Origin of the sequence: Anaerostipes amylophilus (assembly GCF_025567365.1) — a bacterium.
Classification (GTDB): domain Bacteria; phylum Bacillota; class Clostridia; order Lachnospirales; family Lachnospiraceae; genus Anaerostipes; species Anaerostipes amylophilus.
This window is the reverse complement of sequence record NZ_JAOQJG010000010.1, coordinates 1-19,715: the sequence shown is the minus strand read 5'-3', so window position 1 is coordinate 19,715 and position 19,715 is coordinate 1. Positions and strand designations below refer to the sequence as shown.

17 protein-coding genes are annotated in these 19,715 nt (G+C 35.9%); 14 read left to right on the top strand and 3 right to left on the bottom strand.

Annotated elements, in window-relative coordinates:
* The first annotated feature begins 122 nt into the window (after positions 1-122).
* From OCV53_RS11810 to OCV53_RS11785, 6 genes are all read left to right on the top strand, one after another.
* A complete protein-coding gene (locus tag OCV53_RS11810) occupies positions 123-2,288 on the top strand; it encodes a purple acid phosphatase family protein (RefSeq protein ID WP_055198479.1) in 2,166 nt (721 codons plus the stop codon).
* Positions 2,289-2,290: 2 nt separating this feature from the next.
* Positions 2,291-3,403 (top strand): YibE/F family protein, encoded by a 1,113-nt coding sequence (locus OCV53_RS11805; protein WP_022374857.1) that lies wholly within the window; start codon positions 2,291-2,293, stop codon positions 3,401-3,403.
* A gap of 122 nt (positions 3,404-3,525) precedes the next feature.
* Positions 3,526-6,162, top strand: a complete 2,637-nt coding sequence (locus OCV53_RS11800) for a translation factor GTPase family protein (RefSeq protein WP_022374856.1) — start codon at positions 3,526-3,528, stop codon at positions 6,160-6,162.
* Positions 6,152-6,949, top strand: a complete 798-nt coding sequence (locus tag OCV53_RS11795) for a tyrosine-protein phosphatase (protein ID WP_242852167.1) — start codon at positions 6,152-6,154, stop codon at positions 6,947-6,949. Before OCV53_RS11800 ends, OCV53_RS11795 begins: the two co-directional genes overlap by 11 nt.
* 3 nt (positions 6,950-6,952) lie before the next feature.
* Positions 6,953-7,528: an SGNH/GDSL hydrolase family protein gene (locus OCV53_RS11790; protein WP_022374854.1), complete on the top strand. Its 576-nt coding sequence runs from the start codon at positions 6,953-6,955 to the stop codon at positions 7,526-7,528.
* Positions 7,518-7,778 (top strand): hypothetical protein, encoded by a 261-nt coding sequence (locus tag OCV53_RS11785; RefSeq protein WP_148368973.1) that lies wholly within the window; start codon positions 7,518-7,520, stop codon positions 7,776-7,778. The genes OCV53_RS11790 and OCV53_RS11785 overlap by 11 nt, the downstream gene beginning before the upstream one ends.
* Before the next feature lie 239 nt (positions 7,779-8,017).
* On the opposite strand, the gene OCV53_RS11780 is transcribed toward OCV53_RS11785, so the two are convergent.
* A complete protein-coding gene (locus OCV53_RS11780) occupies positions 8,018-9,715 on the bottom strand; it encodes an ABC-ATPase domain-containing protein (RefSeq protein WP_055198475.1) in 1,698 nt (565 codons plus the stop codon).
* A gap of 118 nt (positions 9,716-9,833) precedes the next feature.
* Between OCV53_RS11780 and OCV53_RS11775 the strand changes: the two genes are divergently transcribed.
* The 3 genes from OCV53_RS11775 (at position 9,834) to OCV53_RS11765 (ending at position 11,508) form a co-directional block, all read left to right on the top strand.
* Complete coding sequence (locus OCV53_RS11775; RefSeq protein ID WP_055198473.1) at positions 9,834-10,550, top strand: HAD family hydrolase; 717 nt, start codon at positions 9,834-9,836, stop codon at positions 10,548-10,550.
* Positions 10,551-10,596: 46 nt separating this feature from the next.
* Positions 10,597-10,785, top strand: a complete 189-nt coding sequence (locus OCV53_RS11770) for a DUF6472 family protein (protein ID WP_008392367.1) — start codon at positions 10,597-10,599, stop codon at positions 10,783-10,785.
* Between the two features lie 117 nt (positions 10,786-10,902).
* Positions 10,903-11,508 (top strand): cytidylate kinase-like family protein, encoded by a 606-nt coding sequence (locus OCV53_RS11765; protein WP_022374195.1) that lies wholly within the window; start codon positions 10,903-10,905, stop codon positions 11,506-11,508.
* 81 nt (positions 11,509-11,589) lie between these two features.
* Here the strand turns inward: OCV53_RS11765 and OCV53_RS11760 are convergent, their stop codons facing one another.
* On the bottom strand, positions 11,590-12,192 hold the full coding sequence (locus tag OCV53_RS11760; protein ID WP_022374196.1) for a TetR/AcrR family transcriptional regulator: 603 nt from the start codon (positions 12,190-12,192) through the stop codon (positions 11,590-11,592).
* 152 nt (positions 12,193-12,344) lie between these two features.
* Between OCV53_RS11760 and OCV53_RS11755 the strand changes: the two genes are divergently transcribed.
* From OCV53_RS11755 to OCV53_RS11740, 4 genes are all read left to right on the top strand, one after another.
* Entirely contained in the window at positions 12,345-14,414 is a 2,070-nt protein-coding gene (locus OCV53_RS11755) for an efflux RND transporter permease subunit (RefSeq protein ID WP_055198471.1), read from the top strand.
* 13 nt (positions 14,415-14,427) lie between these two features.
* A complete protein-coding gene (locus OCV53_RS11750) occupies positions 14,428-16,398 on the top strand; it encodes a hypothetical protein (protein ID WP_055198469.1) in 1,971 nt (656 codons plus the stop codon).
* 145 nt (positions 16,399-16,543) lie between these two features.
* Positions 16,544-16,897 (top strand): hypothetical protein, encoded by a 354-nt coding sequence (locus tag OCV53_RS11745; protein WP_070097229.1) that lies wholly within the window; start codon positions 16,544-16,546, stop codon positions 16,895-16,897.
* Positions 16,898-16,939: 42 nt separating this feature from the next.
* Positions 16,940-17,083, top strand: a complete 144-nt coding sequence (locus OCV53_RS11740; protein WP_155492464.1) for a hypothetical protein — start codon at positions 16,940-16,942, stop codon at positions 17,081-17,083.
* Positions 17,084-17,124: 41 nt separating this feature from the next.
* Here OCV53_RS11740 and OCV53_RS11735 read toward each other — a convergent pair whose 3' ends face one another.
* Positions 17,125-17,688, bottom strand: coding sequence for a restriction endonuclease subunit S (locus tag OCV53_RS11735; RefSeq protein WP_262568807.1), 564 nt, complete (start codon positions 17,686-17,688; stop codon positions 17,125-17,127).
* 292 nt (positions 17,689-17,980) lie between these two features.
* Between OCV53_RS11735 and OCV53_RS11730 the strand changes: the two genes are divergently transcribed.
* A complete protein-coding gene (locus OCV53_RS11730) occupies positions 17,981-19,579 on the top strand; it encodes a type I restriction-modification system subunit M (protein WP_055198467.1) in 1,599 nt (532 codons plus the stop codon).
* Positions 19,580-19,715: the final 136 nt, after the last annotated feature.

Sequence of the window (19,715 nt, the reverse complement as noted above, 5' to 3'; positions counted from 1 at the left end):
TCATATATCCTTGTTATTTTACAAAATGTTTACATTTATTTGAAATTAGAATTTACATATATCTGATAAAATTTTTTAATGAACAAGGAAAATGCTAAAAGCAAGAGTATTAGGAGGTATATATGAAATCTAATTGGAGAAAACAAATGATGATCAGTGCATTAGCATTGACACTTTCTGCGGCAAATGCAGCTCCAGTATTTGCAAGTGCGGCTCCAGATGGCAAGTCAAACGCAGCAGAAATTGCACAGACAATGGGAACAACGACGCAGTGGAATCGTTGGCAGAAAGAATGGGAAACTTTAAAAAATGACTGGACACAAATTTCATTATCACCAGGAAGTAATGCAACAGAACTGAATTTTGCATGGTACACACCAAAACAGACAAATGATAATAATTCAAATGCGGATGTGGAAGCCAAAGTACAAGCAATTTCTCCAGATCAGAAAGATAGTAATGTTCCAAAACTGATCATTGGTGAAGGACGTAATATGAAAAATGCCAAAGTATACGAGGCAGAACAAACAGAAGTAAAAGATGAGCAGGACAGCAATGGTGGAACATATAATTCTAATAAAGTAACAGCAACAGGATTAAAAGAAAATAAAACATACTATTATAGTTATGACAACGGAAATGGCTATACAAAACCAGCTGCATATACAACGAAATCTAAAAAGGACTTTTCATTTGCATTTGTGGGAGACCCACAGATCGGATCTTCCAATGAATTAAAAGGAAAAGACAGTAAAGAATTTTACGATGCACAGTCTAATGCAGTAAAAAGTGATGCGTTTAACTGGTCATCCACTTTAAATGCGGCATTAGAAAAGACAGATAACAAGTTAAGTTTTGTCGTATCTGCAGGTGACCAGATTCAGACAACAAAGAAAAAATCACCAAACAAAGATGCATCAAAAAGTGAGATTGAATATACTGGATATTTAAGTCCGGAAGCATTAAAATCACTTCCAGTGGCGACAACGGTAGGTAACCATGATGCAGATAACGCAAACTATACCTATCATTTTAACAGAACCAATGCCAGTGAGCTTGGGAGTAATAAGGTAGTTGGTGGAGATTATTATTTCAAATATGGAAATGCCTTATTTATCATGTTAAATACACAAGATACCAATGTAGCAGAACATGAACAGTTTATTGAGCAGACAGTTGCAGCAAATAAAGACTGCAAATGGAGAATCGTAACACTGCATCAGGATATCTATGGTTCAGCAGAACATTCCAACGAGCCAGAGATCACAAATTTAAGATACCAGTTAACACCGATTTTTGAACAAAATGATGTTGACGTGGTATTAACAGGTCATGATCATGCATATTCCAGATCTAAAATGTTATTAGGCGGAACAAAAGCCAATGATTATACAGACGATGAGTTTGATGCAGAATTAAAGAAAGATATGGATGCGGGTGAAAATCCAACAACAAGAACTGTAGCACCAGCAAATATCAAAAATGACAGCACAGATGAAAAAGACCAGAAATACTTATCATACCTTAAGAGTATCATGGATGAAAAAGCAATTGAAACTGTCAAAAAACAAGGAAGTTCTGTGATCAATCCAGAAGGTGTCCTTTATATGACAGCTGGTTCTTCTTCAGGAAGTAAGTATTATGATCTGGTACCAAGACAGCAGACATACATTGCACACCGCTGGCAAGAAGATGTTCCAACATATTCTGTTGTAGACGTGACAGAAAACAATTTAACGATCAATACATATCGTACAGACAATGATGAAAAGATTGACGAAACATTTTCTATCACAAAGAGCAAAGGAGATGTAGCATCACTCAATAAAGAAATTAAAGCAGCAGAAAGTATTGTAAAACAGAAAAATACATATACAACACAAAGCTACAGAGTCTTTGAACAGGCACTTGCAGGAGCTAAGAAAGTTGCAGCAGATAAAAAGGCAACAAAAAGTGAAGTAGAAAATGCATTAAAAGCTCTGACAAATGCAAAAGCAGCATTAGAAAAGAAAGTTGTAGTAGCAAAAGCATCTGCAACGCTGAAAGCTGGGAAAAAGAAAGTAACAGTTAAGATCAAAAAAGCATCTGTATCTGGATATGAGATTAAATATGCAGCAAACAAGAACTTTAAGAATGCAAAAGTAAAAAATACAACAAAAACTACTTATACGATCAAATCATTAAAATCAAAGAAGAAATGCTATGTAAAGGTTCGTGCATACAAAGTAGTCAAAGGTAAGAAAATCTACGGTTCTTACAGTAAAGTTCTGAAAGCAACTGTGAAATAACAATGAAACAAAAACAGATGAAAAGAGTGTGTCTGCTGATTGCAGGCATTCTCTTTCTTCTGCTGTTTTTTTCATTTTCTGGAATTGAGAAGACAAAACTTCTTGATACAGATGGAAGAAATTTTGAAAAAGCAGAAGTAACAAAAGTGATCTCTGGAAATTTATCCAATAGTGGAAGTGGAAAACAAACCGTAGAATTAAAACTTTTATCTGGAGATCATAAAGGAAAAACAATAGAGGCAACAAGTTCCCAGAGCTATTTATTTGGTGCAAAATGTAAAAAGGGAATGAAAGTCATAGCGATCGTGAATGAATCAAATGGAGAATTCGTAGCTTCTGTATATAGTGTAAACAGAGGTCCTATGGTATGGCTGATGGCAGCCATTTTTGTAGCAATCGTGGTTGCAGTCGGTGGAAGGAAAGGAATTTCATCAATCTTAAGTTTGGTCTTTACAATGCTTTGTATCTTTTTTATTTTCCTTCCAATGATCTATAAAGGAATATCGCCAATATTGGCAGCTGTACTGGTGGTTGCATTTACAACGATTGTTACGATGTGCATGGTCGATGGGATTACGAAGAAATCAGTAGCTGCAATGCTTGGAACTGTCATAGGGGTGGTGTTTTCTGGAGCATTTGCATTAATCTTTGGACAAGTAACATCAATCACAGGATATAATGTATCGGATATAGAAAATCTTGTTTATGTAGGAGAGATGACGGATATAAAGATCGGAGAACTCCTATTTGCAGGAATTTTAATCGCATCATTAGGCGCTGTTATGGATGTTGGAATGTCGATTGCATCAACATTAAACGAATTAAAAGAACAAAATCCACAAATGATGACAAAAGAATTGTTTCAATCAGGAATGAATGTCGGAAGAGATATGATGGGAACGATGACCAATACACTGATCCTTGCTTTTACAGGGGGATCGATCAATACATTAGTATTTATTTTTGCATACAATTATGAATACCAGCAAGTGATCAATATGTATTCGGTAGGAATCGAGATCATGCAGGGTTTATCATCAAGTCTTGGTGTGATCATGGCAGTTCCAGTAACTTCTTGGATCGCAGCATTTTTATATAGTAAGAATCAAAAATAATAAAGAAAAGGCAGAAAAATGATCAGGTTTTTCTGCTTTTTCTTTTGGAAAATAAGATATTAGACTTTTCTCATCGAAACAGATATACTTAGATATAGATATAAAAAAAGGATGAGATGATCATGGAAAAAAGAAAACACATCTGTGTCGGAATTCTGGCACATGTTGATGCCGGAAAGACGACGCTTTCCGAGGCAATTTTATATACAGCAGGTAACTTAAGAAAATTTGGACGAGTAGATAACGGAGATGCGTTTTTAGATACTTATGAACTGGAAAGATCAAGAGGGATCACCATTTTTTCGAAGCAGGCGGAAGTATCTATGGAAGACATGGATCTGACATTGCTTGATACACCGGGACATGTGGATTTTTCAGCAGAAATGGAACGTACATTACAGGTATTAGATTATGCGATTCTTGTGATCAGTGGTGCAGATGGAGTTCAGGGACATACACTGACTTTATGGAGCCTGTTAAAGAGATACGAGATCCCAACATTTTTATTTATCAATAAGATGGATCAAAATGGAACAGACAAAACCGCTTTATTAGAAGAATTACAAGAACGCTTAAGCAGTGGATGTATTGATTTTGGAACGAAAAACAGTGATGAATTTTATGAAGCTGTTGCGATGGAAGATGAAGAATTATTAGATCAGTATTTAGAATCTGGAGAGATAGAGGATGAACAGATTCGAAAAATGATCACAGAACGTAAGATTTTTCCTTGTTTCTTTGGATCAGCATTAAAACTTCAGGGAGTGGAAGAATTTTTAAATGATTTTGGATATTATACGGAAGAAAAAGAATATCCAGAACAATTTGGAGCACGTGTTTTTAAGATCACAAGAGACGAGTCAGGAAACAGGCTGACTCATTTAAAAGTAACCGGAAAAGACTTGAAAGTCAAAACAGTGATCACAAGCAGTGATGAGAAGATCAATCAGATCCGTATTTATTCAGGAGAAAAATATGAGACAGTGAATGAACTTGAAGCGGGAAGAATCTGTGCGGTGACAGGCTTAAGTGACACTTATCCAGGACAGTGCCTTGGAGTCGAACAGGGTGGCTATGAGCCAGTGTTAGAACCAGTTCTTACTTATCAGATGATCCTTCCAGAACAGACAAGTGCGACTGTTATGCTGCCGAAACTTCGACAACTAGAGGAAGAAGAACCAGAACTTCATATCATTTGGAATGAGGAATTACAGGAAATTCAGGTTCAGATCATGGGAGAAGTCCAGATTGAGATTCTAAAAAGTTTGATCAAAGAACGTTTTGATGTCGATGTCGAATTTGGACAGGGGAATATTGTATACAAAGAAACAATAGCAAATACTGTAGAAGGTGTTGGACATTTTGAACCACTTAGACATTATGCGGAAGTACATTTGCTTTTAGAACCTTTAGAAAGAGGAAGTGGAGTTGTCATTGATACACAGTGCAGTGAAGATATACTGGATAAGAACTGGCAGAGATTGATCCTGACTCATTTATTAGAAAAAGAACACAGAGGTGTTTTAACGGGAGCACCGATTACGGATATTAAGATTACACTGGCAGCAGGACGAGCGCACCAGAAACATACAGAAGGTGGTGATTTCCGTCAGGCAACCTATCGTGCAGTCCGTCAGGGACTTCGCATGGCAGAAAGCATTTTATTAGAGCCATATTATAAATTTCGCTTAGAGATTCCACAGCAAATGGTAGGACGAGCCATGACAGATATCGAAAAAATGCATGGAACATTTGAAACACCGGATACATCAAAAGAAATGGCGGTATTACAAGGGGTAGCACCAGTTTCAACCATGCAGGGATATCAAAAAGAAGTACTGGCATATTCCAAAGGAATGGGAAGATTATTTACGACATTAAATGGATATGATATCTGCCATAATGCAGAAGAAATCATAGAAGAAGCTGGTTACGATCCAGATCATGATCTTGAGAATCCTTGCGGCTCTGTATTTTGCTCTCATGGGGCAGGTTATAATGTTTCGTGGGATGAAGTTCCAGAACATATGCATTTAGAAAGTGTGTTAGCTAAAGAAACAGAGGAAGAAGAATTCGACGAGATTGCTCAGAGAAGAGCATATATTGAAGACGAATGGATCGATACAGATGAGATTGACAAAATCTTAGAGCAGACATTTTACGCAAATCAGCACAATAAAAGTAAATGGAAGAAAAAGAAGGCGGCAAGGATTGAACAGGATTATCATTCATTCGCTGAAAAATCTTCTGTGAAGCGAGATATGTCGAAAAAATATTTATTGGTTGACGGATATAATGTCATTTATGCGTGGGATGAACTCAAAGAATTATTAGATACGAATGTGGATGCAGCCAGAGGCAAACTTCTTGATGAAATGTGTAACTATCAGGGAATGAAAGGTATGGAATTGATCGTTGTATTTGATGCATATCGTGTAAAAGGTCATGAAACAGAGATCACAGATTATCTAAATATCCATGTAGTCTACACAAAAGAAGCAGAAACTGCCGATCAGTATATCGAGAAATTTGCCCATACTCACGGGAGAAAATATGATGTGACAGTAGCAACATCTGATGGACTTGAACAGATCATTATTCGTGGACAAGGATGCAGACTTTTATCAGCAAGAGAACTAAAACGAGATTACGAAGAAGCAAAAGCACAGATCCGGACAGAATATCTGGACAAGCAAAAACATGAAAAATCATATGTCACGGATGGAATTTCACTAGAAGATACAATGAATGAAAACTAGAAATGGAGATGATATCATGGGGAAAATACATCTGGAAGGTGCGGATAATGCAAGAGATCTTGGCGGATTAAAAACAACAGAAGGCGCCGTGATACGGGAGAAAAAATTAATCCGCAGCAATCGTTTATCGAAACTTACGCAAAATGATATGAATCTTTTGTCAAATGAATATCATTTACATAAAATCTTAGATCTACGGACACCAATGGAAGTAGAGCAGGAAGCGGACCTTGAAATACCAGAAGCAAGTTATATGAATATTCCATTTTTTATGGAAAGTATGGTTGGGGTAAGCCGTGAAAAAGAAACTAAAAAACAGATGTTGCATATGCAAGAATTTCCAGATATGAAAGACATCTATATTATGATGATTCAAAATAAATTCTGCAATCAGCAGATCACAAAGGCAGTAAGAGAGGTTATGACTACAGAAAATGGATCTGTTTTATGGCACTGTACAGAAGGAAAGGATCGCTGTGGTTTGCTTTCTGCAATCATTTTATTTTTATTAGATGTATCGGAAGAGGATGTCATGGAAGATTACTTAAAAACAAATAAAGCAGCCATAAGACGAGTCGAAAAAATACGGAAAAAATTGCACGTGGCAGGATTTCATCAAGAAAAGATTGAAAAATTAGAAGGCTATTTCGTGGCAAAAGAAGAGTTTTTAAACGCAGCACTGAAAACAATGAAAGAAGATCATGGTTCGATCAATCAATTTATCAAAAATGGATTACATATTTCTATGAAAGAAAAACAGCAATTTAAAGATAAGATATTGGAGTAGACAATGAAAGATAAGAAAAAAACAATCGTTATGTTTGGAGATTCTTTAACAGATTATTTTCCAATGGATAAATTAAAAGATATCGATGCAGATATTATCAACAGTGGAGTTGCAGGAGACACAATTGCAGAAATGGGAGCTAGATTATCTTATGACGTTTATCCATATCATCCAGACATTATCATCATGCAAGGAGGAGCCAACGATTTCCTAATGTCATTGTATCCAGGAGCAAAACCATTAGCCGAACGATTGATCAGATTGGCACTTAGAATCAGAAAACAACTACCAGATACAAAAATTTATATCGAATCCATGTATCCGGCATATACAAAAAGAATCGGTCTGATGCCATCGTGGGCAGAAGGAAAATCGAATGAAGAGATACAAAAGATCAATACCTGGATTAAAAAATTATGCAAGGAAAACGATTTTAATTATATAGATGTATTTAGTCATTTGATAGGAGCAGATGGACAGCTGTCTAGAGAGTATACAGTTGATGGGATACATTTGCAGGATTCTGCATATGAAATTGTGGCTGAAATTTTAATTTGCGGTGGTGTGTATGGAAAATAATATTGTATGGGGGTTCAATCATTCGCCATATATTGTCCCCGAAGCTTCGAAATATACTGTCTGCAGTTTAAAAGTTTCCGGCACAGTTTCATCGAAAGAAGCTGAGGAAGTCTGGTATCCCGCTTCATTCTTGGAACAAGATTCTGATCCCATGGGATGTGCAAGACATATTTGTATAAAAAAGCAATGGATGAATTATAAAAGTTACAGGTTGAAGCAGAGATACCACAGCGGCGTTTATCCAGGATAAATGTTCTGGCATCCAAAAGAGTCAGTTTTTCCATAGGTTTGTAGCCAAGATATTTCATAAATAGACTGATAAAAACCTCCATGATGATAACGACATAAAAAAGAAGCTACCAGTCTCAAGGAGGTCCTCGTAAGAAAGAAAATCTTTTGTCAGCGAATACAAAAATTATTAGCCAATACCGTTTAACATACACATCTCTAGTGGTTTCGATAACTTCAGCTTATCAAACTACCTACAAATCACAATTTACGATACCTGTTAATTGCAGCCATAATCTCTTGTTTCCGAACCACAGCAAGGTTTGTATTGACATATTTACAATTAAGCAAAGCAGCTAAGCCTTTCGTATCAATTAATTTCATCAATTCATCAATAATCTGGCGAAGATTCTTTGTTCCATCCATTAAATGCAATTTCGCATATAACAAAGCATAAGACAGAGCAGCAGTCTGCTCACTGTCAACAATCTGTTCCACATAACGAAGATCTACAGTTTCTTTATTAATAGAAAAGGCATCCTTTCCAAGAGTTTTCACTTTAATTCTCCGATCTTTTTTCAGATCATTTCCAGCTTTAAAACATCGGTCAAAACAAGGATCAGGATGTTTGTTTTCAGGAAGTGATACTATAGGGAAATCCTTGGCTGCTTCTTTTGCAATCATTGTAATATCTTTTGGCATATACTGATCCATCTGGATAATATGATCTGCTGGGTGGAAATAAGAACCGCAGCTTCCAGCTACAATAATAGAGGAAATACCATATCGTTCATATAATTCTCTGACACGTTCAATAAATGGAGTGATCGGTTCCTGATCACGAAGAATCACTCGTTGCATCAATTCATCACGGATCATAAAGTTAGTAGCACTTGTATCTTCATCAATTAAAAATAAAGAAGAACCAGTTTCGATCGCTTCCACTACATTTGCAGCCTGAGAGGTACTTCCACTGGCATCTTCGGTACAGAAAGATATCGTATCTTTTCCGTTTGGAAGGTTGTTGATAAACATGGAAATATCCGTATTTGTAATGCTTCGGCCATCTTCGGCACGTATTTTCATGGCGGTAGGATCAGTGATCACAAATTCACGGCCATCTCCTTTGATGTGGCCATAGACACCAAGTTCTAAAGCTTTCAGTAACGTTGATTTTCCATGATAACCTCCACCAACGATTAAAGTAATACCCTTTGGAATTCCCATACCAGTAATTTTCCCATGATGTGGAAGATCAAAGGATACACGATAACTGTCAGGAGATTTAAAAGCAACGCAATGTTTCATAGGCCTTTGTGAAACTCCGCTTTCTCTTGGCAAAATAGAACCATCTGCAATAAATGCAACAAGTCCCATAGAATCTAGTTTTGTTCGGATATTATATTGATCTTCAGATAGATCAATCGCAGATTTCAAGGCTTTTTGATCTATATTTTTATAAAACAATGAAGAGATTGCACAGGAAGGCAGAAGGTCAAATAACATTTTAGATAATTCACGTCCATTGACAGTTCGACCATTTGCAGGGAAACCGACTTCAAAATGAATAGAAATATCTCCATTTGAAGGATTGATCGTACAGGCAGTTCGTTCCAAAACTTCCTGCCCACATTTGCTGATAGAAAATAACCCACTTTTTCCAGAACCTTTTGCACGAAAAGATATTTTGGATAAAGCATTATAAAACAGACGAGTCAGGTGATCGCAAAGAGCAATGCGTTTGTATTTTGCATTATAAAATTCAGCAGGGAATCCAGCTTTTTTCCCTTTAACTTCAATACTTAATTTCGATGGTGATGCAAAAGGATCCCCCTGTACATGATCGATCGATAAATAATAATTTCCAAAATCATAAATTCCATAAGTTCCTTTATATGCCGGATATCCTTTCCGGTCGATATTTTTTAACATAGATCTTAAATCTGATGATGATTTCATAAATAATTCCTCCTTTAAGATAAAGCAGAAAATTTTATTTCTGCAAAATAATGATAACAGTCTGATATATTTTTGTAAACAAGATGAAATCTAACAAAATCCGTGGTATCATAAGAAAATGACCAGACAGAAAGGCGGAAATGAAACGATGGATCTTGAAAAGTTAAAAACGATCAAAGCAGTTGTCTTTGATATGGATGGCTTAATGTTTGACAGCGAACACTACGTACAGAAATCTTGGGATATCGCAGGAGAGAAACTTGGATACGGACCATTAGGGTATAATATAGTAAATACATTAGGAACCAATCTTACGAACCGAAAGAAATATTTTCTTGAACATTACGGAAATGATTTTCCATTTGATGAATTTTTACAGACATACAGAAAGGCATATTATGATCTGGCAAAAGACGGAACACCAGCCAAAAAAGGACTGCATGAGATTTTGGAAGTGTTAAAAGAAAAGAATTTAAAAATTGGAGTAGCAACATCTTCAACAAGAGAACATGCACTCGATAATTTTGAACGAGAACAGATTACGCACTATTTTGATTCTATCATAACAGGAGAGATGATCGAACATGGAAAACCTGAACCGGATATTTATGTAGAATCATGCAGACAGCTAAAAGTAGATCCAAAGGATGCAATCGCATTAGAAGATGCAATCAATGGAATCAGATCTGCATACGGGGCAGGAATGAATCCAGTGATGATCCCAGATATCGTACAGGATACAAGCAAAGTAGATGCATTGCTGTTTGGAAAATGCAAATCTTTATTGGAATTTGCAGAGATTTTGAAAAGTATTAAATTGGACACGGAAGAATAAAAGTATTAGATTAGATATAGAAGAAATACGAAGAAAGGAAACAAATATGGCAAAGAAAAAAAGTGCAGGATGTGAATACTGCAGTAATTATGTATATGACGAAGATTATGAATATTATGTATGCGACATTAATTTAGATGAAGATGAAATGGCAAGATTCATGAGTTACAGCGACTGGGATTGCCCTTATTTCCAGATGGATGATGAGTATGCGATCGTAAGGAAGCAGAATTAATAGTTGGATAAAAATAAGATAGTATAGATAGTAAATTTTCATCATATGTGATAAAATTGTATTAAAAGGAAAACAGTACTTGAGACACCAAGGATTAAAAGAAAAGGGGTGTTACATATGAAGAAAAATACGATCATATGCATTTCCAGAGAATACGGAAGTGGTGGAAGGGCAGTAGGAGAACTTCTGTCAGAGAAATTAGGAATTCCATTCTATGACAAAGAAATTCTCTCCCGTGTTGCCAAAGAAAGTGATATGTCTGAAGAATTTGTAAAGAACCACGAAGAAAGTGCAACTTACAGTCACATATTAAACGTACCGATCGGACATAGATTCCCAGGTGTTGAAACGGAAGAGATCATGACACCAGAGAAACTATTTATGATTCAGGCAAAGGTGATTCATGAATTAGCATCAGAACATGATTCTTGTATCTTTGTTGGAAGATGCGCAGATGTGGTTTTGAAAGACCATGAAAACTGCTACAGCTTCTTTATCCACAGTCCAGTAAAAGATCGTATCAAACGGTTAGTAGAGACAGAAGGAGTCAGTGAACGACAGGCCAAGAAGATGATCAAGCAGACAGACTGGGAGAGATCTTCTTATCATAACTATTACACAAAACAAAAATGGGGAGATCCAGGTAATTATGATCTGATGATCAATTCTGCAAGAACTGGAATAGAAAAAGCAGCGAAGATCATTATAGATTACATAGGATAATGCCATTAAAACTTCATAAACAAAGAGAATACCACAGATGAATGCTCAATCTGTGGTATTCTCAAAAGGTTAAAAATGATGCTATGAAATAATATGATTTTTAATGATCAACCGAATTGACTGATATAAATAAGGCTTTAATTCATCAATTGGTACGGGTTCCTTTGTTAAGATTACATTATAACATGAACCAGCAACTATCTCGATGATCATATAGATCATAACCTCTGGATGATCAAATTCATAACCGGAATTTTTCAAAAGATCCATATATATATCGTAAATATTTCGTTGGGCATCATCAATTGGTTCTACTAAAGAGTTCTTAAACATTCCCCAGCTTAGATGCTTAGAGATCAGTTTTAAAAGTGTAGGACTGTCATTCAATGATTCAATGACCTGATCAACAATAAAGATTAGTTTATCTTCAAAGTTATCAATAGACTGTTTTTGAAGTTCCTGATAAGCATGTTTAAAAACTTCCGCTGATTTCTTTGCAATCAGTTTATAGCGGATATCTAGTTTATCTTTAAAGTACAAATAAAAAGTACCTTTTGCAACACCCGCTTCATTTACGATATCGGAGATGGAGGTCTTTTGAAATCCCTTCTCTGTAAACAGATGATAAGCTGTATTTAAAAGGGCATCTTGTTTTTTCTTTTTATTTAATTCGACCTTTTTCATGGCGATCTCTCCTCTCATTTTCTCTAGTATAACTAAAAAATGACCAAAAGTCAAAAAGATTTATCAATTTTATTGACTTTTGGTCATTTTTGGCGTATAACATAGATAGGTTGAAAATGACTATTCGTCAGAATTAGAAATGGGAGGATGCTATGATACAATTTGCAAAGAAGTTAGTACATCATCGAAAATTCATCGTCTTCCTGGCTTTCATTTTACTGATTCCATCAACGATCGGAATCGTGAAGACAAGGATCAATTATGACATTTTAAGTTATCTTCCAGACTCATTAGAGACGGTGAAGGGGCAAGATATCATGGTAGATCAGTTTGGGGCCGGAGCTTATTCGATGATCATCGTTGAAGATATGAATCTTCATGACGTACAGAAGCTAAAACAGAAACTAGAGAAAGTCGATCACGTTGACAAGATCATCTGGTATGATGATATCGCAGATCTAAGCGTTCCAAAAGAAATGCTTCCTGAGAAAGTAAGGAAAGTATTCTTTAATAAGAACGCAACCATGATGATCGCAATGTTTAAAGAAACGACATCATCTGATAACACGATGGAAGCAGTCACGCAGATGCGTAAGATTGTTGGAAAACAGTGTTTTATCAGTGGTATGTCCGGGGTAGTTACAGATATCAAGAACCTGGTTATGCAGGAGATTCCAATTTACGTTACGATCGCAGCAGTACTTTCACTGATCGTATTATTTGTTACGATGGAATCCTTTGCGGTTGCTTTTTTATTCCTGTTAAGTATCGGAATGGCGATCCTTTATAATCTAGGAACAAATATTTTCCTAAGTGATGTGTCTTATCTTACAATGGCATTGACTGCGATCTTGCAGTTGGGAGTTACGATGGATTACTCGATTTTTCTACTTCATAGCTATGAGAGTAATAAGATCAGATTTGAAAATGATAAAGAACGTGCCATGGCACATGCAATTTCCAATACATTTAAGTCTATCACAGGAAGTTCTGTTACAACGGTTGCTGGATTCTTTGCATTGTGCTTTATGACATTTGCATTAGGAGCTAACTTAGGTATTGTTATGGCGAAAGGTGTTATCATCGGAGTTATCTGTTGTGTGACTGTTTTACCATCACTGATACTGATCTGTGATAAATTGATCGAGAAGACACACCATCGTTCTTTGATGCCAGATTTAACGAATGCATCACATTTTATTACAAAGCATTATAAAGCAACGATCGTCGTATTTTTGATTATGATTTTCCCAGCAATCTATGGAAATAATCATACAGAGATCTACTATAATATTGATAAATCACTTCCACAGAGTTTGCCAAGTAATGTGGCAAATAAGAAGTTAAGTGATGAATTTGGAATGAGTAACATTCATATGGTCATGATCAAGAACGGTATGAGCCAGAAGGAATTAAGCAGTATGCAGAAAGAGATCGATAAAGTCGATGGCGTTGAATGGTGTCTCGGAATGAACTCTGTGATCGGTTCAAGTATTCCATCTGATATGATCCCGTCTTCTATGAAAGAGATGTTACAAAGTGATGAATATGAGATGCAGTTTATCTGTTCCAATTACAAATCAGCAACCGAACAGGTTAATAAACAGATTGATCAGATCAACAAGATTGTGAAGAAATACAGTCCAGGATCAATGGTTATTGGGGAAGCACCATTGATGAACGATTTGGAGACTGTCACCAATGTTGACCTTAGAAATGTAAATATTGCTTCGATCGCGGCAATCTTTGTGATCATCCTGATCGTATTTAAATCCATTTCCTTACCAGTAATTTTGGTTGCCGTGATCGAATTTGCAATCTGTGTTAATATGGCGGTTCCATATTACACGGGATTATCACTGCCGTTCGTTGCAAGTATCGTTATTGGAACGATCCAGTTAGGAGCAACGGTTGACTATGCAATCTTGATGACAAGCCGTTACCAGAAGGAACGTATGAATGGCAAGAAGAAAATGGAAGCGATCCGTATTGCGCATGAAACATCCATGCAGTCTATCATCACCAGTGGATTAAGTTTCTTCGCAGCAACGATCGGTATTGCGATTTATTCAAACATCGATATGATCAGTGCAATCTGTACATTACTTGCACGAGGAGCCGTGATCAGTACCGTTGCCGTAATCTTTATTCTGCCGGCAATGTTTATGATATTTGACAAATTAATTTGTAAAACAACCCTCAAAATGGGGCATTTAGAATAGGAGAGCGATTGTTATGAGAAAAAAAAGATTATCAAAAGCATTAGCAATGTTCCTTGCGGCAGCTCTTACAATCCCGGCAGCAGTTCCGGTAGCAGCTAGCGAGTCCACTGCAGATAAAGAAGAAACAGTCTATGTAAAAACAGATGCAAATGGAGAAGAAAAAACAGTGATCGTCAGTGACTGGTTAAAGAACTTCTCAGGAGAAGCAAAGATCAAAGATGCCACTGACCTTACAGATGTTGAGAATGTCAAAGGAAACGAAACATACCAACAAGGAAAGAAACATAACATTACATGGAATGCCAACGGAAATGATATTTACTATCAGGGAAGTAGTGATAAGAATCTGCCAGTATCTATGAAAGTCACATATTATCTGGACGGAAAAGAAATCAAACCAAAAGATCTGATCGGTAAATCTGGAAAAGTAAAGATACATTATGAATATGAAAACCATTCCGAAGTGACAAAGACGATCAATGGAAAACAGACAACGATCTATACACCATTTACAATGATCACAGCAGCGATCTTAAATACAGATAACTTCTCTAATGTCAAAGCAACAAACGGAAAAGTTATCTCTGATGGTAACAAACATATCGTTATTGGAGTTGCAATGCCAGGATTAGCAGACAGCTTAAACCTTAAGAATACAAGTATTGGGTCAAACTTCGATATTCCAGAAGATTTCGAGATCACAGCTGATGTAGAAGACTTCCAGATGACAGTCACAGCGACAGTTGCTAATTCTGATACACTATCCGAATTCGGCTTAGATGATGCAGGAGATTTAAGTGAACTGACGGATTCCTTAAAGGACCTTGAAAATGCAACAGATAAGTTATGTGATGGTTCTGGGGAATTAGTTAAAGGAATTGAGAAATTAGTCACAGCCTCTGGAAAATTAAAATCAGGAACAAAACAGATTGCAGTCAGTTCCAAACAGTTAGCAACAGGACTTGACAAACTGGTCAATGGATCTACAACATTAAAGAATGGAACCAGTCAGTTAGCGAAAGGAACCAGTGCTTTACCATCATCTACAGAGAAGTTAGATAATGGAGTGAGACAGATTCTCAAAGAACTGCAGAATAGTACACCAAGCGAAAGTGATCAGGAAAAATTACAGTCTAACTTACAGAGTGCACAGACAGGAATCACAAAAGAATTAATGAATATTAAGACACAGACAGAAAGTGTTGGTGTGTCAGCGAAGACATTAGGTGCATTAGCAGAGTCTATTGGAGCATCAGCAACAGATGTTGGAAATCAGGCAGGAGCAATTGGAGAATTTATTAAGAATAATTATAGTTCTCTTACAGATGAGCAGAAAGCACAGCTTACAACGATTGCAGGTTCTTTAAAGACAGATGTAGAAAACTTAGGCGGTTATGCACAATCCGTAGGAGGTCAGGCAAAGAATTTAGGAACCTACGCAGGATCTATCGGAACAAGCTTGCAAGAAACACAGACAGACCTTCAGATCGTATCAGGATGCTTAACCCAGATTCAAAATCTGCTAACAAAGACAAAGATATCCACAGCACAGTTAGAATCTGCATTAAAACAGATCGCGGAAGGAACTGGGCAGTTAAAGGCATCATCTAAGACACTGGCATCTTCCATCAAGAAATTAGATAAAGGAGCCAAGACGTTAAACAGTGGAACAAAAACAGCAGCAAATGGAGCGAAGAAGTTAAGCAAAGGTGCCAAAACACTGGATAATGGAATGGGACAGATGACAACAGGAATTGCAACTCTAAAAAATGGAGCTGTTACCTTGAACAAAGGAATGTTAACCTTTAGAAAAGACGGTATTGAGAAACTTGTCAATACGATCAATGATGATGCAAAAGATATCTTAGACAGAGCTGATGCAGTGATGGATGAAGGAGAAAACTATCAGACATTTACGAAGAAGGCTAGTGGAACGAAGGGTAGTGTGAAGTTTATTATTGAGACGGAAGAACTGGAAAAATAAAAGTGCGTAGGATATAATGATGTGTGTTAGGACAGGAGTTTATTTGGCTCCTGTCTTTTTACAAGTTTGATATTACAATTTTTTACAAAAAAGTAATTGTAGAAGGATTTTTAATAGCATTATTGTATTTGAAGGAAATCATTACATGGAAAAGGTGAGGGATGAAATGATTAAGATGAGTCGAGATGAGAGTGAAAGATATTTATATCTGAGAGAACAAATGGCAATCAGGGATAAGGAAAGCCAGTTGCGAAGCGCGGAAAATCGTGGGAGACGAGAAGGAAGAAAAGAAGGAAGAAAACAGGGAGAAATTTTAAAATTAATAACGCTGGTAAAGAAAAAGATTGAAAATGGCGATTCTATAGCGAAGATAGCAGATGATTTGTTAGAAGATGCAGATGTGATTGAGAAAATCTATGATATCGTAAAGGAAAATCCAGAGAAGACCAGAGAGGAGATTTGGGATTCTTTAATGAACGCTACAATGATTGAGATGTAACAGCCAGAAAGAATATGAGAAATCTGATCAATTCAGATGCAAATGAAGATAAAAAAGAATAAGGAATTATATCAGATTGTAGACGAGGTTGAAGAAAATGTGATTACGATTCAACCAATTTATGAGGCAATCAAGGAACATCCGAAGACAGATAAAGAAGAAATTTGTAAGATGTTGGAATTGTAAAGGAAGTTATGCGAATGGCTGTTGTAATTTAGCAACAGCCATTATTGAAATAATTTTTGATATTGTCGCTGGTGAAGAGTGATTAATGAATCTAGTTGCATTAAATACAATCCTATTTTTTCTTGTTCACTTTTCTTTGGCATATAAACAGGAAAATTTATCAATATACTTTGATTTAAATGTTTTATAGTTCCTCCCGTAGCATGTCTAGTTACATAATCCATCAAAAATGGAGCCTTTAAATATTGAAAAAGATATTTTTCATCTGTTTCTTTTTTATCTTTGATTTCAACATTAAACACTCCGGCATTTAATGTTGCTGGCATTGTTAAGCCTTGAACATATGCTACTTTTCCTAAAGTTCCATCCTTTGTAATGAGAATACTGCCATTTCGAATTTGAATATTTTTATCTTGTTCATAACGTTCTTTTTCTACATAATGGCATGTTGAATAATTTATAGTACCATCCTCAAAATCTGTTCCAGTAATAAGCATGTAATCACCACTATCTAAAAATTCTGAAGTTCTAAGATTTTGCCATCCAATTCGAGCATGCATTGTAGCTATCTCTGATAACTTACGCTGTTCCCAAGTTAGTTTAATTTAGTTATAAAAAAAGATACTATACAGAAGAAAAACAATATTTCAAAATATATTTTGCATATAAGTACTAACTTTGATGATAAAAGAATAAAAATAGAAATCTATAGAACAGAAATAATGATAAAAATCTGAATTTAAATGAATCAAAAGTACGTTTTATGATGAAATTTCACTTATTTTAGCGTAAAATTAAATTTACAAAATGAATTATACAAAAGCTTGCGCTGTGAAACAGTGTAAGTGAAAACATGTTATAATGAATAAAAATTATATAGAGAAGAGGAGTATAAACGTGGCGGAATTAGAGAATAATAAAGACTTAATGAGTGTATTATGGAGTGGTGCAGATATCCTGCGCTCAAAAATGGATGCAAATGAATATAAAAATTATCTGCTTGGGATCGTATTTTACAAATACCTGTCAGATTCATTCCTGATTAAAGCTTATGATCTGATTTACGACGAGAAACCAGAGACACTAAAGATTGCGTTAGATGCGTATAAAGAAGCAGTAGAAGATGAAAGTGGAGAAGAATTAAAAGAAGAAATTCGTTCAGAGTTTCATTATGTAATTGAACCAGAACTTACATATACAAGTTTTGCACAGGCAGCAAATGACAATTCATTCAATAGAGAACAGTTGCAGAAAGCATTTAATAATATCGAGCAAAGTGATGAGATTTTTGCAGATTTATTTGCAGACATTGATTTATATTCCAATCGTTTAGGAACAGGGGATCAAAAGCAGAGTGATACAGTAGCAAGTTTGATCAAAGAAATCGATAAAGCAGATCTATTAAATACAGATGCAGAAATTCTGGGGAATGCTTATGAATTCTTAATTGGACAGTTCGCTTCTGAAACTGGGAAAAAGGCAGGAGAATTCTATACACCACAGCCAGTATCTAAAATTCTGACAAAGATTGCGATTAATGGACAGGAAGATAAAAGAGGATTATCTATCTATGATCCATGTATGGGATCTGGTTCTCTGCTACTAAATGCAAAAAAATATGTGAAATATCCAGAATATATCAAATATTATGGACAAGAATTAAATACATCAACATATAATCTGGCAAGAATGAATATGTTCCTTCACGGAGTTGTTCCAGCAAATCAGAAATTACACCATGGAGATACTTTAGATGCCGACTGGCCAACAGATGAAGAAACAGATTTCAATATGGTATTAATGAATCCACCATATTCCGCAAAATGGAGTGCTGCAAAAGGATTTTTACAAGATGAGAGATTTAGTGATTATGGTGTACTAGCACCAAAATCAAAGGCAGACTATGCATTTTTACTACATGGACTGTATCATTTGAAAAATAATGGAACCATGGCGATCGTATTGCCACACGGAGTTTTATTTAGAGGTGCCGCAGAAGGAAAAATCAGAGAGAAATTATTACGAGCAGGAAATATTTATGCAGTTATTGGATTACCTGCCAATATGTTTTATAATACATCGATTCCAACATGTATTATTGTGTTAAAGAAACATAGAGAAGGAAGAGATGTCCTATTTATCGATGCTTCAAAGAAATTTGAAAAAGATAAAAAACAAAATAAAATGACAGACGAACATATTGAAGAAGTATTAGAACTGTATCATAAACGAGAAGAAGTAGAAAAACAGTCCTATCTGGCAAGTTTTGAAGAGATTGAAGAAAATGATTTTAACCTGAATATTCCAAGATATGTTGATACATTTGAGAAAGAACCTGATGTAGATATCAATGCAGTACTAACTGACATGAACAACATTGATGATGAATTGGAAAAGGTACAGGGAGAGCTTGTAGCACAGATGAAAGAGCTGACGGCAGAAGATGATACGATAATGGCATCATTGAATAGCTTAATTGAAATGATGGGGAGGTGAGATGGATGAGTAAACCAAAGATTCGATTTAAGGGGTATGAAGAAGATTGGGAACAGCGTAAGTTATCAGAGATAGCTACAATGCATGCTCGAATTGGATGGCAAAATCTTAGAACTTCAGAATTTTTAGATAGTGG